General features: G+C 75.9%; 7 protein-coding genes. 2 read left to right on the top strand and 5 right to left on the bottom strand.

Annotated features, from left to right (window positions below; all coding sequences use genetic code 11):
• Positions 1–169 precede the first annotated feature (169 nt).
• Positions 170–1,591 (bottom strand): S28 family serine protease, encoded by a 1,422-nt coding sequence (locus tag ACFVFR_RS11285; RefSeq protein ID WP_383699816.1) that lies wholly within the window; start codon positions 1,589–1,591, stop codon positions 170–172.
• Between the two features lie 169 nt (positions 1,592–1,760).
• Here ACFVFR_RS11285 and ACFVFR_RS11280 point away from each other — a divergent pair, with 169 nt between their 5' ends.
• Positions 1,761–2,219 (top strand): hypothetical protein, encoded by a 459-nt coding sequence (locus ACFVFR_RS11280; RefSeq protein WP_383699814.1) that lies wholly within the window; start codon positions 1,761–1,763, stop codon positions 2,217–2,219.
• A gap of 630 nt (positions 2,220–2,849) precedes the next feature.
• Here ACFVFR_RS11280 and ACFVFR_RS11275 read toward each other — a convergent pair.
• A complete protein-coding gene (locus tag ACFVFR_RS11275; RefSeq protein WP_383699812.1) occupies positions 2,850–7,241 on the bottom strand; it encodes an ABC transporter transmembrane domain-containing protein in 4,392 nt (1,463 codons plus the stop codon).
• A gap of 373 nt (positions 7,242–7,614) precedes the next feature.
• Positions 7,615–7,887, bottom strand: a complete 273-nt coding sequence (locus tag ACFVFR_RS11270; RefSeq protein ID WP_383699810.1) for a helix-turn-helix domain-containing protein — start codon at positions 7,885–7,887, stop codon at positions 7,615–7,617.
• A 165-nt stretch (positions 7,888–8,052) separates the two neighbouring features.
• On the opposite strand from ACFVFR_RS11270, the gene map reads away from it, so the two are divergent.
• The gene (map, locus tag ACFVFR_RS11265; RefSeq protein ID WP_383699808.1) at positions 8,053–8,820 is read left to right on the top strand and encodes a type I methionyl aminopeptidase; all 768 of its coding nucleotides are present in this window, start codon (positions 8,053–8,055) and stop codon (positions 8,818–8,820) included.
• Between the two features lie 48 nt (positions 8,821–8,868).
• Here map and ACFVFR_RS11260 read toward each other — a convergent pair whose 3' ends face one another.
• The gene (locus ACFVFR_RS11260) at positions 8,869–10,299 is read right to left on the bottom strand and encodes an extracellular solute-binding protein (protein WP_383699806.1); all 1,431 of its coding nucleotides are present in this window, start codon (positions 10,297–10,299) and stop codon (positions 8,869–8,871) included.
• Positions 10,296–14,276, bottom strand: a complete 3,981-nt coding sequence (locus tag ACFVFR_RS11255; protein ID WP_383699804.1) for a substrate-binding domain-containing protein — start codon at positions 14,274–14,276, stop codon at positions 10,296–10,298. The genes ACFVFR_RS11260 and ACFVFR_RS11255 overlap by 4 nt, the downstream gene beginning before the upstream one ends.
• Position 14,277: the final 1 nt, after the last annotated feature.

The following is a 14,277-nucleotide window of genomic DNA, read 5'->3' as shown; positions in this document are numbered from 1 at the left end:
ACCCGCCGCGCCGCGCGTGCGGCCAGGCCGCCTCGCGACGGACACGGCGGGCGCCGGCCGGCACCGCGTGGGCGGAGGGAGCCGACGGCCGACCGGCCACCCGCCCCGCCCCGCCGCGCGCGGGCCGCGCGGCGTACCGCGTGTCGCACGCGGTACGCCGAGGGGGCCGCTACGGGCGCAGGACCGACTCGCGCGACTGCTCGCGGCGGTCGAGCTGCTTGTCGTACGGGGCCAGCGGCTTGGCCGTCTGGGCGCCGGACTTCACGGCCTCGGGCTGCACGCCGGCCCAGTCCAGGACGCGCGCGGTGGCCTTGGCCTTCTGCGCGGCGGGCAGCGCGGCGATGTTGGCGCCGTGGTTGGCGCCCGGGGCGACGTAGACGTACGAGTCGTTGCGCCGGTTCACGTGGAAGGGCTCGGCGCCCCACGGGTCGTTCTGGCCGTTGACGAACAGCATCCGCTCACCGTCACGGCGCACCCAGGAGTCCACGTCCCGCATGGTGCTCGGGTCGAACCGCATGGGGATCTCGGCCGGCACGGAGTGGCGCGGCGCGTCGATGCCCGGGTAACGCAGCAGGTCGCGCAGCTTGTCGTAGCGCACCGTCGGCCAGCCCAGCTGGGTGCCCGCCTGGTAGTAGTACGGCGTGTACCCCTCCAGGCCCTGGTCGGTGGTGGACTCGAAGCCGGAGATCTTGTCGACGTAGTTGTAGATCACGTCGTCGGAGGCGGTCGGCGCGGGCACCTCGGCGCAGTCCTTCTCCAGGCTGTACTGCCAGAACGCCCAGGACAGACTGATGACGGCGTTCTCGTACGCCTTGTCGGCGCTGCCCATCACCTTGAACGTGCGGCCCTGCTCGTCCGCCCACTTCTGGTAGCGGGCCACGAGCGGACCCCGGCGCTCCAGCGCCTCGCGCTGCACGGCGGTCAGGGCGGCGCGGCACTCGCGGTGGCCCACACGGGAGAAGAACCGGTCGTACGCCGAGTCCTCCTTGTTCACCACGTCGTTGGGCGCCACGTACGCCACCGTGCCGTCCATGTCGTTCGGGAAGAAGCGGCGGAAGTAGGTCGCCGTCATGCCGCCCTTGCTGCCGCCGGTGGCCAGCCACTTCTTGCCGTAGACGGGCTTGAGCGCCCGGTAGAGGCGGTGCTGGTCGCTGGCGGCCTGCCAGATGTCGAGCTTCTTCCAGTCGGCCGGCTGGGGCCGGGAGGGAGTGAAGAAGCGGTACTCCATGGAGAGCTGGTTGCCGTCGATGATCTGCGTCGGCTCGCTGCGGCGCGGCGCCGTGCTGACGTTGTAGCCCGAGGTGAAGAAGACCGTCGGGCGGTCGACGGACTTGTGCAGCAGGGTGATCCGCTGCTTGAACGTGCCCTTGGACGGGTGCCGGTGGTCGATCGGCTGCTCGTAGTTGAGCACGAGGAAGCGGTAGCCGTCGTACGGCTTCTCCTCTATGAAACTCATCCCCGGTATTCTCAGGACGCGTTCCTTGATGTCGTCCGGCTCCGCGGCGGTGGCCGTCCCCGCCGAAGCGCTGCCCACACCGAGGGTGCCTATCAGCACCACCAGCGTGAGCAGCCATCTAAGCGACTTCTGCATGCTTCGCTCCCAGGAGTTTCACAATGGTCGCCGTGAACCTATAGGGGTCGGGCGCGGGCGGCTAGCCCCAGCTCATACGGTCGACGGGGGCCGCTGTCGGCGCGAACGAAGCGCGTTACGCGCCGTCGCCCCCTCCCCCGCGCGCGCCAGATGACCCATGCTGGTCGGCATGGACCGAGAGGAACGCCGGGGGTCGGACGGCCCCGAGCCGAGCGAACGGGCCGAACGACTACGCCGTTACCTGGGCGAACTGGAGCAGCGCGTCGACCCGCGCTCCCTGGAACTGCTCATGCGCCTGCTCCGTGAGCTGAGTGTCTCACCGGCCGTGCGCGGCGGCACCTACGAGCTGGGCATGGGGCCGGAGGAGCGCGAGCTGTTCACGCCCGCCCTCCAGGCCGAGCTGTTGGTGCTGTTCGGCCTGCTCACCTCGCACGACGACCGGGTCGTGGTCGACCTGGGGGACAGCCCGCACGCCAAGGGCATGAAGGTCCTCGTCCCGCGCGAGCGGGCCGAGGACCCCGACTTCCTGCACCGCCACAAGCAACGGGTGGCCGCCGAGGCGGCCGAACGCGAGGCGGACCGCCGCGAGGTGGAGGCCATCGCCCGCGCCAGCGGGATCGAACCGTAGCGCTGGGGCGGGGGCGCTGGGGGCGCTGGGCCGTCGGGTTGGGCTGGTTCGCTGGCGCCGGGCCGTCGGGCTGAAGCCGGGGCGGGGCGCTCGGTCAGGCCGGGCTGTGGGGCCGGGTCGGGGCCGTCGGGGCTGGGCTGGTGTCGAGGCGTAGCCGGGCCGTCGGGTGGGAGCTGGACCGGGCCGTCGGAGCTGGACCGGGCTGTCGGAGCTGGACCGGGCTGTCGGAGCTGGGTTGGCGCGGGCTGTCGCGGCCTCGTCGCCTCGCGCCCGGGGCGCCCGGTCCGGCCGCGCGTTGTCGCGCCCGCACGGTCTCGTCCCCGGCGCCCCGCTCCCGCCCTCGTGCCGCCGGCGTCGCGCACCCGTGGCCGCGTTCCCGCCGCCGCCTACCCGGCGCTCCGCGTTCCGCCGGGCGGACGTGCTGTCGCGCTCCCCGCGTCCCCGGCACCCGCCGCCGCTTCGGCCGGTGGAGTGACGTTCGGCCGTCGCCGCCGACCGCCCCGCCCGGCGTGGGGGCGCGGGCGGGGCGACCGAAGACGGGTCGCCGCGACGCCCCGTGGCCGGACCGGGCGGCGGCGGGCGAGGTGACGGCCCGTAGCGAGGACCGGGCGGACCCGGTGGGCCCGCCGGTCAGTTCGCCGCGCCGACCGTGGCCATCTCGCCGCCTCGGAACGCGTGCCACAGCCGGGCGTACCGACCGTCCCTGGCCAGCAACTCCTCGTGGGTGCCGTCCTCGACGACCCGGCCGGCGTGCAGCACCACCACCCGGTCGGCGCGGGCGGCGGTCGTCAGCCGGTGGGCCACCACCAGCGTGGTGCGCCGCCCGGCGAGCCGGTCGGTGGCCTGGTTGACCAGCGCCTCGGTGGCCAGGTCGAGCGCGGCGGTCGCCTCGTCCAGGAGCAGCACGTCCGGGTCGACCAGCTCGGCGCGGGCCAGCGCGATCAACTGCCGTTGGCCAGCGGAAAGGTTACGGCCACGCTCGGTGACCTCGTGCAGGTAGCCGCCGTCCAGCCGGGCGATCATCTCGTGCGCGCCGACCGCCCGCGCCGCGGCCTCCACCTCGGCGTCCGATGCGGCGGGTCGCCCGTAGGCGATGGCGTCGCGCACCGTCCCGGGGAAGAGATACGACTCCTGGGGCACCACGCCGAGCCGGTGCCGGTAGTCGGCCAGGTCCAGTTCGCGCAGGTCTCCGCCGTCCACGGTGACCCGGCCCGCTGACGGGTCGTAGAACCGGGCGACGAGCTTGACCAGGGTGGACTTGCCCGCGCCGGTCTCGCCGACGAAGGCCACGGTCTGGCCGGCCGGAATCCGCAGGTCGATGTCGGTCAGGGCCTCCTCGGGCCGGTCGGCCGGCCCGTAGTGGAAGGAGACGCCCTCGAAGGCGATGTCGCCGCGCAGCTCGCGCACCGGCCGGGGCTCGGGCGCCTGCGGCGTCGTCGTCGGCTCGCGCAGCAACTCCTGTACGCGGCGCAGCGAGACGGTGGCCTGCTGGTAGCCGTCGAAGACCTGGGAGAGCTGCTGGACGGGGGCGAAGAACAGGTCGATGTAGAGCAGGTAGGCCACGAGCGCGCCCGCCGTCAGCGTGCCGTCGCTGACCCGGCCGGCGCCGACGATCAGCACCAGCGCGGCGGCCACCGACGACAGGAGCTGGACGAACGGGAAGTAGATCGAGATCAGCCACTGACCGCGCACACGGGCCTGCCGGTACGCGTCGCTGCGCTCGGCGAACCGCTTCCGGCCGCTTTCCTCGCGCCGGAACGCCTGCACGATGCGCAGCCCGGCCACGTTCTCCTGGAGGTCGGCGTTGACGGCGCTGACCCGGTCGCGGGCCAGCTCGTACGCCTTGACGCTCTGGCGCCGGAAGAAGACCGTGCCGATGATCAGCGGCGGTAGCGTCGCGAAGACCACCAGCGCGAGTTCGACGTCGATGACCAGCAGCGCGACCAGGATGCCGAAGAAGGTGAACACGCTGACCAGCGCGGTGACCAGGCCGGTCTGGAGGAACGTGGACAGCGCGTCCACGTCGGTGGTCATCCGGGTCATGACCTTGCCGCTCAGCTCACGCTCGTAGTAGTCGAGCCCGAGCCGCTGGAGCTGCGCGAAGATCTTCACGCGGAGCGAGTACAGGACGCGTTCGCCGGTCCGCCCGGTCATCCGCGTCTCGCCGATCTGCGCCGCCCACTGGACGAGCACGACCACCAGCGCCAGCCCGGACGCGGCCCACACGGCGCCCAGCGCCATCTCCTGCACACCGTCGTCGATGCCGTGCCGGATCAGCACCGGCAGCAGCAACCCCGCCAGGGCGTCGAGCGAGACGAGCAGCAGACACAGGGCCAGCGGCCTGCCGAAACCGCGCAGCAACCGGCGGAGCCCGTAGCTGCTCTCCCCCTGGGCGGCGGCCCGCTCGTCGATGCCGGGGGTGTCGTTCGCGGGCGGCAGGGCGGCGACCTTGGCCAGCAGTTCGGGGGTGGCGGGCATGCCGGCCATCGCACCGGCGGTGGTCGTCGCGGGCGGCCCGGAAGGCCCGGCGGCGGCCTTGCGGGCCGGGACGGAGCCGCTGTGCCCGGTCGCGGGGCCCTGGCCGGCCGGGGCCGTGGCGCCCGCGCCGGCCGGGGGCGCGGTGGTGGCCGCGTCGACGGGGGCGCCGTCGGGGGTGTGCCGCGGGTCCTGGTGGCGTACCCACAGCTCGGGGGTGACGGTGTCGGTGGCCGCGCGCTCCGCGCGGGCCCGCCCGACGGCGTCGGCGTGGGCGGCGGGAATGTTCCCGGTCGCCGTCTCGGAGGCCGATATCTCGGCGATCTCCTCGATGTCCTCGGCCCACCGGAAGTCGGCGTCCTCCTCGGCTCGCCGGAGGTCGGCGCCCGGTATTCGCTCGGTCGCCCGCCCCGGTACGCGCTCGGCCGCGGGTCGGGCGGAGCGGTGGCGGTCGGGCCCCTCGCTCGGGGAGGCCGTCCCGGGGGCGCCGTCGGCGGTGGCCGTGGCGTCCGCGAGGCGGCCCGCCCGGGCGGGAGCTGGCGTGGCCCGGCCACGGGTCGGGGTGCGGCTCTCGGGCGCCAGCAGCCCGGAAGCCGCGGACTCGCCGCCGAAGGACCCGGCGATGGCGACGCCGGGCCCGCCCGGGCGGGAGCTGGCGTGGCCCAGGCCGGCCGCGTCGGGCGGCACCTCGCCCAGTTCGTCCGGGTCGGTGAGCAGGCGCCGGTAGAGCGCGCAGCGCTCGGTCAGCTCCTCGTGCGTGCCGACGTCGGCCAGGCGTCCGTGGTCGAGCACGGCGATCCGGTCGGCCAGGGCCAGCGTGGACTGGCGGTGGGCGATCAGGAGCGTGGTCCGACCGGCCATCACCCCGCGCAGCGCCTCGTGGATCTCGTGCTCCACGCGGGCGTCCACGGCCGAGGTGGCGTCGTCCAGGACCAGCAGCCGGGGGTCGGTGAGGATGGCGCGGGCCAGGGCGATGCGCTGGCGCTGCCCTCCGGAGAGGGTCAGGCCCTGCTCGCCGACCCTGGTGGCGTAGCCGTCCGGGAGCGCGCTGATGAAGCCGTCGGCCTGCGCGGCCCGCGCCGCCGCGCGCACCTGCTCGTCGGTGGCTCCGGGCAGGCCGTACGCGATGTTCTCGCGCACGCTGTCGGAGAAGAGGAAGCTGTTCTCGGGCACCAGGCCGATGGCGGCGCGCAGCGAGTCGAGGGTCAGCTCGCGCACGTCGTGCCCGCCGACGCGCACCGTGCCGCCGCTCACGTCGTAGAAGCGCGGCAGCAGCAGCGACAGGGTGGACTTGCCGCTGCCGGAGGCGCCCACCACGGCCAGCGTCTGGCCGGGCTCGATGCGCAGCGACACGTCCCGCAGCACGGGCCGTGGCGCGGACCCGCGCGCCTCGGTACCGGACACGTCGGCGCCGGTCTCGGCGGCGGAGGCGGGGCCTGCGGTGGAGGCGGGGTCGGGTCCGGTCTCGGCGGCGCCGGCGCCGTATCCGAAGGTGACGTGCTCGAACTCGACGGTGGCGGGGGCGTCGGCGGGCAGGGCGCGGGCGTTCGGCCGCTCGGTCATGCCGGGCTCGGTGTCGATGAGCTCGAAGACGCGCTCGACGCCGGCGCGGGCCTGCTGGCCCACGGTCAGCATCATGGTGAGCATCCGGACCGGGCCCACGAGCTGCGCCAGGTAGGTGGAGAAGGCGACGAACGTGCCCAGGGTGATCTGGCCCCGGGTGGCCATCCAGCCGCCGAGCGCGAGCATGGCGACCTGGCCGAGCGCGGGCACGGCCTGGAGCGCGGGGGTGTAGCGCGAGTTGAGACGGATGGTGCGCAGGCGGGCGGCGAACAGGCGGCGGCTGACCTCGCGGAGCTTGCCCGTCTCCTGCTCCTCCTGGCCGAAGCCCTTGACCACCCGGACGCCGGTGACCGCGCCCTCCACGACGCCGGCGACGGCCGCCGCCTGCCCCTGCGCGTACCAGGTGGCGGGGAAGAGACGGTCGCGGCTGCGGGAGGCGATGAACCACAGGGCGGGCGCGACGGCCAGGGCCACCACGGTCAGCAGCGGGGACAGGGTCACCATGACGACCAGCGAGATGACGAACAGCAGCACGTTCCCGATCATCATCGGGAGCATGAACAGCAGGCCCTGCACCAGTTGCAGGTCGCTGGTGCCCCGGCCGAGGACCTGCCCCGTGCTCAGCTCGTCCTGTCGTCGGCCGTCGAGGCGGGAGATCGCCTGGAACATCTCGGTCCGCAGGTCGTGCTGGACGTCCAGGGCGAGCCGGCCGCCGTAGAAGCGGCGGAGGAAGGTCAGGCCGTACACCACCAGGGCCGCGACGACCAGCAGCGCCGCCCAGGGGGCCAGCGGGCGGTCGTCGGCGACGATCACGTCGTCGATGATCAGCTTCGGCACGAGCGGAACGAGCGCCGTGACGGCCATTCCGGCGAGCGAGGCGCCGAGCGCGAGGATGACGTTACGCCGGTACCGCCAGCAGTAGCGGGTCAGTCTGCGCGCCCAGCCCTCACGCGCCGCCCTGGTCGTCGCGGCTGTCGCTGTCACTCCCGGCCTCCCCGTCTCATGGTCATCACCGGAAGGCTGCAACGCCGTGGCGTGCGGATTTCATTCCGCTGTTACAAACGAGCGCGCGCACGGGAAGCGTACAAGCGATCGGATTACGCGCCCGCGCCCCCGCGAGCGCCCGGGCGCGCCCCCGGCCTCGGGCACCCCGGCGCGGCCCCGTCCCGGCCCGGGAAGTGCCCGCGTCGGCGGCCTGACGCGGACGCCGCCCGCCGCGCGGAACGGAAGAACCGGAGCGGCGCGCCACCCCGCGCCGGCCGCCCCGGAGACGGCCGCGTGAGACCACCCGCCGGCACCCGCCAGCTCCTCGACACCCCGCAGAGAGGGCGGCGAGGCGGGCGCCGCCGCCGACGCGTCAGGCCGCCGACGCGTCCTCGGGCTCCGCCACGGCGGCGCAGTGCGCCGCGACGTCGTCCAGGCGCAGGCCGAGGGTGACGGCCAGGGCGGCGACGGTGAAGAAGGCGGGGGTGGGGGCCCGGCCGGTCTCGATCTTGCGCAGGGTCTCGGCGGAGATGCCGGCACCGGCGGCGACGTCGGCCATGCTGCGTTCGCCGCGCGCCTGGCGCAGCAGCAGGCCGAGGTGACGGCCGCGCTCGCGCTCCAGGGGGGTCAGGGGTGTGCGCACCATGCGGGCGATTCTAATACCGGTAAAGTAATAACGGTATTGAAATTGGCGCGCCCAGTGGTGACGTCCGCTCCGCCCTGCCCACGGCCCCACGCGGTCGGTGGGTCCGGGCCGGGCGGGCCGCTCACGCGGCGGGCCGTACGCGACCTCACGAAGGGCCTCACGGAGATGGTAGAGATCAAGACCGACGGCGAACTCGACGCGATGCGCGAGGCCGGACGCGTCGTCGGGCGGGCGCTGGCCGCCGTGGAGAAGGCGGCGGCGATCGGGGTGAGCCTGACCGCGCTGGACGAGGTGGCGCGCGAGGTGCTGCGCGAGGCGGGCGCGGGCTCCCCGTTCCTGAACTACCGTCCGCACTTCGCGGCGACCCCCTTCCCCGCCGTGATCTGCGCGTCCGTCAACGACGCGATCGTGCACGGCATCCCGACCGACTACCGGCTCCGCGACGGCGACCTGGTCAGCATCGACTGCGGGGCCACCCTGGACGGCTGGGCCGGCGACGCCGCCACCAGCTTCACCGTGGGCACCCCGCGCCCGGCCGACCTGGAGCTCATCGCGACGGGGCGCGCGGCGCTGGCGGCAGGCATCGCGGCGGCTGTGCCGGGGGCCCGCATGGGCGACATCGGGCACGCCATCGGCACCGTCGGCCGCTGTGCCGGCTACGGCATCCCCGCCGACTTCGGTGGCCACGGCATCGGCCGGCGCATGCACGAGGACCCGCCCGTGCCCAACACGGGCCGGCCCGGCCGGGGCTTCGTGCTGCGGCACGGCCTGGTCCTGGCGCTGGAGCCGATGTTCCTGGCCGGCGGCTCGGACACGTACGCGCACGACCCGGACGGCTGGACCCTGCGCACCACGGACGGCAGCCGCGCCACCCACAGCGAGCACACGGTGGCCATCACGGACGACGGCCCGCGCGTCCTCACCCTGCCCTGAGCCGCCCCGGGCAGGCCCGCCCCGGCCGGCGGCTCACCGGCCGGCGGCTCACCGGTCCTCGGGCAGCGCGCGGCGCAGCGCCTGGTGCAGATCGCGCGCCACCTCGCCCGGATCGTCCGGATCGTCGCCCGTCAGCCGGCCCAGGTGGTCGGCGAAGACCTGGGTGAACGCCCCGTACAGCGGGGTGCGCGGGCGGGCCACCGCGTCCCGCAGGGCCGCGCGCACCACCGCGTACGACCGGGGCCGCCCGTCCTCGGTGCGCGGGATGCGGTCGGCGTCCTCGCCGGTGGGGGACGGCGTGGCCGGGCGCGCCGGGGTCAGCCGGCAGCGCGCCCCGCCCTCCTCGTACGCGCTGGCCCGGGTCGCGGCGAAGCCCGCCTCCAGCAGGCACCGTTCGCTGTCCCTGCCGGTCAGGAAGCGCAGCAGGTCGTTGATGGCGACGAGGTTGTCGGCCGGCGCGTGCCGGGTGACGGCGAGGTTCTGCCCGCCGAGCACGACCTTCCCGGGCAACCGGGCCACGCCCAGTTGCCGCTCCGTGAGGTCCTGGTGGAGCTGGCCGTACGCGTACGGCCAGTGCCGCAGGAAGGCCGTCCGGCCGGCGGCGAAGTCGGCCAGCAGCCGCGCCTCGGCGGACTCCTGCGCGCCGTCCAGGGTGTACGCCCGGTCGATGCGCCCGGCGAACCCGGTCAGCCCGACGCGCAGTTGTTCCTCGTGGCCGACGTAGCGACCCTCGTCGTCCACCAGGGGCTGGTCCGCGCTGAGGGCCCCGGCCGTGGCGAACGCCTCAACACCGTTGACGGTCCGCCCCTCGTACGAACCGAGCTGGGTGGTCCACGGCTTGTCGTACGCGGCGGGCAGGTCACCACGGCTGTGCGCCCGGAGCACCGACTGCTGGAGGTTCTTGAACCCGGCCCAGTCCATGGACGCGGTGTCCAGGTCGGTGTCGGCGGCGAGCAGGTAGTCGCGGCGGTAGTAGAGGAGCCCGACGTCGCTGTTGAAGGGGACGGCGTAGAGCTCGTCCCGCCAGCGGCCGGTGGCCGCGACGGTGGGCAGCACGTCGGCGTCCAGGAGGGAGTCGTCCAGCGCGCGCACCAGGCGCCCGTCGGCGAACTCCGGCACCCAGGTCACGTCCAGGTTGACCACGTCGTAGTGCGAGCTGCCCGACTGGAGGGCGCCCAGCAGTTGGCTGCGCTGCTGGTCGGCGGTGCCCGGCAGTTCCACGAGCCGGGCCCGCAGGGGCGAGCCCGAGCGGCGGGAGCGATCGTTCCACGCGTCCACCATCTGCTGCCGCACCCCGCCGCGGCCGGTGATGTCCTGACCGCTGGCGATGATGATCGCGTTCGGGTCCCCGTCGCTGGTGAACGCCTCGCCCCGGTCGCCGTCGGACGTACAGCCGCTGGCCAGGGCGAGGGCGGCCAGCAGCGCCGCGAGCGGGCCGGCCGCGCGCCGCCGCCCGCCGCCGCGTGGACGTCCCCTCATGGCGTGCTCCCCCGCTCGCCCTCGGCGGTCCGCGCGACCGCTTCCCGTAGCTCGGCCGCCCGGTCGTGGCGCTGGTCCAGACATGTACCGCCGGAGGCGTCGGCGATGCGTTGGTCCGGCTGGCCCGCGTCGCACCCTCGGCTGCTGAACGAGACCACCGCCACCGGTACGCCGCTCTCGCGCACCACCCGCAACAGCGCCTCCAGGCGCGTGCGCCCGCCGGCGCGCCCGTTGTCCTCGTCGTCGGTGAGCAGGACGACCAGAGCGGGCCGCTCCCGCTCCGCGCCCCGCCGGGCCAGCTCGGTGACCGCCTCCCGTAGCGCGCCGTACGGGTCGGCCTCGTGCGCGGTCGGCCGGGCCCGCGCGACGACACCGCGCTGGGCGGCGGCCCGGTCCCGGTGGGTGCCGAACTCCAGCAGCCCGGTGTCGTACGGCCGCTCGGCGTCCTCGGGCACGGCCACCCGCCACACGCCGTACTCGTCCCGCGCGCCCAGCCCCTCCATGGAACGGGCCAGCAGCGCGGGCGCGCCGTCGGCGCCGTCCCACAGGCCGGCCATGGACGGCGAGGCGTCGAGCAGGTAGAGCACGCGGCCGGGGCCGCTGGCCGCGCGGTAGCGCTCCAGGGTGCCGCTCAGGCCCGTGGGGGTGGGCATGGTGGCGGTGGCGGGCGAGGGGAGGGTGGCCGGCCCGTCGGGCGTACGGCGCGCGTCCGGCGGCGGCGTGCCGTCCCGGGACCAGAAGCCGGCCGCGCGGAACACCCGCTGCCCCTCGGCGTCCCCCAGCCACTGGCGGAAGCTGGCGAGCCCCGCGGCGCGGGTCCGGGCCGTGTCGGAGCTCTGGTCGGCCCCCTCCCAGGTCAGCGTGAGGGCCACCGGGGCCAGGGGGGACACGTCGTCGGGGTAGACGGCCCGGCGCGGCGACCGGGTCTGGGCCTGGCACTTCGGGTCGTCGGTCCGCAACAGGTACTCGGGCACGATCGCGGCCGTACGCCGGTCGGCCTCCCGGTCGTCGGCCAGCGCGCACAGCAGATCGGCCCCGTCGGGAGCCAGCGGCCCGTCGTGGGCCAACCGCCGCTCCACGGAACCCGCCCGCTCCCGCCCGTACAGCGCGTCCGTGGCGAGCAGGGCCGCGTCGGTCGACTCGGGGTCGGGGCGTCGGACGCGCCGGCCGGCACCGGCGTCGAGAAAGGCGTCGACCAGCTCGGCCAGCGAGCCGCTGGCACGGCCGTGGAGCGGCGCGGGCAGGGCGAGCACGGTGGGCGAGTAGCCGAGCGGCCGGGTCGGGCGGCCCAGGTCCACGTCCTGGCTGCCCTCGGTGGCGCGCACGACGTCGGCGGCGGTCGCCGGAATCCACAGGTCGGGCTGGGCGCCCACGTCACGCTGTGGGTCCAGCGGCGCGGCGGACGGCGCCCCGGCACCGGAGTCACCGGCGCGCCCGGCCGCGGCACCCTCGGTGGGCCGCGCGACGTAACCGGGGGGCCGCTGCCACACGTTGGACAGGTCGTGCAGGGCGGTGATCACATCGGAGGAACGGGCCGCGTACACGGTGATCCCGACCCGCGCGCACGCGCCGTGCGGGCGGTTCGCGGCCGAGAAGGTGTACGCCTGCGCGGCGTGGTGCACCACCGAGTGCAGATCGGGGTCGGTCAGCACGCGCAACTCCTGCGGGGGCGGGCAGATCCGCGCGGCGGGCGGCCTGTCGAGCGCGTACCACACCGCACACACCAGCGCCGAGACGGCGACGGCGGCCACACTCACCAGCACGGGCCACCGCCCCCACCACCGTCGGGGCAGCCGCGCTGGCAGCCGCCGGAGCAGCCGGCGGGGCAGCCGGCGGCGCACCCAGCCGCCCGCCGGCGCGGGCCCCTCGCCGGACACCGCCGGGCGCCCGGCGGCCGGCTGGTCGGACGACTTCTCGACGCCCGCGCCCTCCGTCGGCCCACCTGCCGGGGCTGACTCCCCCGGCCCGACCCCGCCCGACGCTCCCGACGACTCCACCGACGCGGACGACACCGGCACGCGTACGTGCGCGGGCACCTCGGACGACGCGGACGGCTTGACCGACCGGGCCGGCGCGACCGACCCGGCCGGCGACGCCCGCACCCGACGCGCGCCCCCGGCGTCGCCCACGCCGGGCCTCGTGGCGCGACGTGCGGCGCGCCGTGCGGCTCGGCTTGGGGTGGCGCTGTCGTCGGCCGCGTCCGCGCCACCCGGAGGGCCCTCCCCCGCCGTGTCGGCTCCCGGCGTGACGCGACCCGGGGCTCCGGCGCCCGGAACTCCGGCGCCCCGCGCGTCGGCGGTAGTGGGGGGCGGGCCCGCGCCGTCCGCGCCCTCGGCGCCCGTACGCGGCAGCTGCCCGTCGCGCGGGTCGGACGGGTCGGCCTGCTCCGCATCCGGCTCCGTGTCGGGGCCGTCCGCCCAGGGCCACGGTGCCTCGGCCTCCGCCAGCCAGCTCCGGCCAGGCCCGAACCAGGGCCCGAGCCCGGACTCGGACTCCCCCTCGCGCTCCGGCGCGGGCTCCAGCGCCGGCGCGGGCTCCCGCTCAGGCACACGCTCCGGCTCTGATGCGCGCTCCCGGCCCGGTGCGGGCTCCGGCTCCGGTACGCGGTCGCGCTCAGGCGCGGGCGCGCGCTGGGGCTCAGTCGGGTGCGGCTCCGACGGCGTGGGCGGGCGCGCGGGCGCGCGCACGCCGGGCGGCCGGGGGCGAGCCGGGCCGGCGGCCGGGCCTGACGCGAACGGCACCGGAGGCGGGGGCGCGGCGCCTCCCGACACGGGACGCGGTCCGCCGGGAGCCGGCCCGGCCGCGCCCCGCTCGGGTCGTGGGGCCGGCGCTCCCGCCCCGCGCACGGGCGCTTCGGATGCTCCCGGTGCTTCGGGCGCTCCGGATGCTTCGGGCGCCGGCGCGTACGGCACGGGCCGCCCGCCCTCGGGCACGGGCGGGGAGCCGCCCCCGTCAGCGCGACCCGCGCCGGAGGCGCCCCCGTCAGAACCGTCCACCGCGCAACCGTCCACGGCGGGCCGCTCGCGCCCGGGCTCAGCACCTCCCGGCGCCGACGTCTCACCACTCGCCCCGGACCACGTACCGCCCGGGGCGGACCACGCGCCCCCCGCGCCGGACCACGTACCGCCCGGCGCGGACCACGTGCCCCCCAGGGTCAACGCCGCGCGGTCCGGCGTGGGTTGGCCGGTGCCGGGCGCGCGGGCCAGGACGACGTCCGCGTCCGGGTCGCCCTGCCGGGTCTGCGGTATCCACGGCTCGCCCGAGAGCGTGCGCTGGCCGGCCATCCGCTCCCGCAGCGCGGAGCCGAGCCCCGCGAACGTGACGGGGTGCTCCGGGGTCGCGCCGCGCAACACGTCGAGCAGCGCCGCCGTGAAGGGTGTGGGGGTCTCCGGAGGGCCCGCGTCGATGCGTCGGTTGGCCTGCACGGCGGCCACCAGGAAGAAGCGGTGCCGCTCCTCGAAACCCTCCAGGATCCGCGCGGCGTTGCCCGCGAAACAACAGTCCAGGACCACCACGATCCGCCGCGCCGGGGAACTGGCCAGCACGCCGAGCAGGTCGGTCACCGAGACGGAGCCGGCGAAGACCTGCTGGGCGCCCGGCACGGTGCGGGCCTGGGGCAGTTGTAACCAGAGTTCCTCGCCAGTGAACGGCACGGCCCCGTGGCCGGCGAAGTAGAACAACAGCACCCCGCGCGTCTCGGCGACGATCTGCCACAGCACCTCGTTGAAGTCGTCCTGCCCGGACGGCTCCATCCGCAGCACGCCCCCGCCCGCCCCGCCGCCGGCGCCCGCCCCGGGGTCCGCGTCGGTGAAGACGCCCCCGGCACGCAGCGTCGCCTCCAGTTCCACCAGGCCCGTACGCACCGCGGGCAGATCGCCCGGCACCCCACCGACGAACTCCCCCGCCACGTACGCGTACTCGGGCACGCCCACGAGCAGCGCCCGGTTGTCCCCGCCCCGGGGGTCGCTTGCCGGCATG

It is taken from the genome of Streptomyces sp. NPDC057702 (assembly GCF_042799315.1).
Classification (GTDB): domain Bacteria; phylum Actinomycetota; class Actinomycetes; order Streptomycetales; family Streptomycetaceae; genus Streptomyces.
The sequence above is the reverse complement of the archived record's forward strand: the minus strand, read 5'-3'. Positions and strand labels throughout refer to the sequence as shown.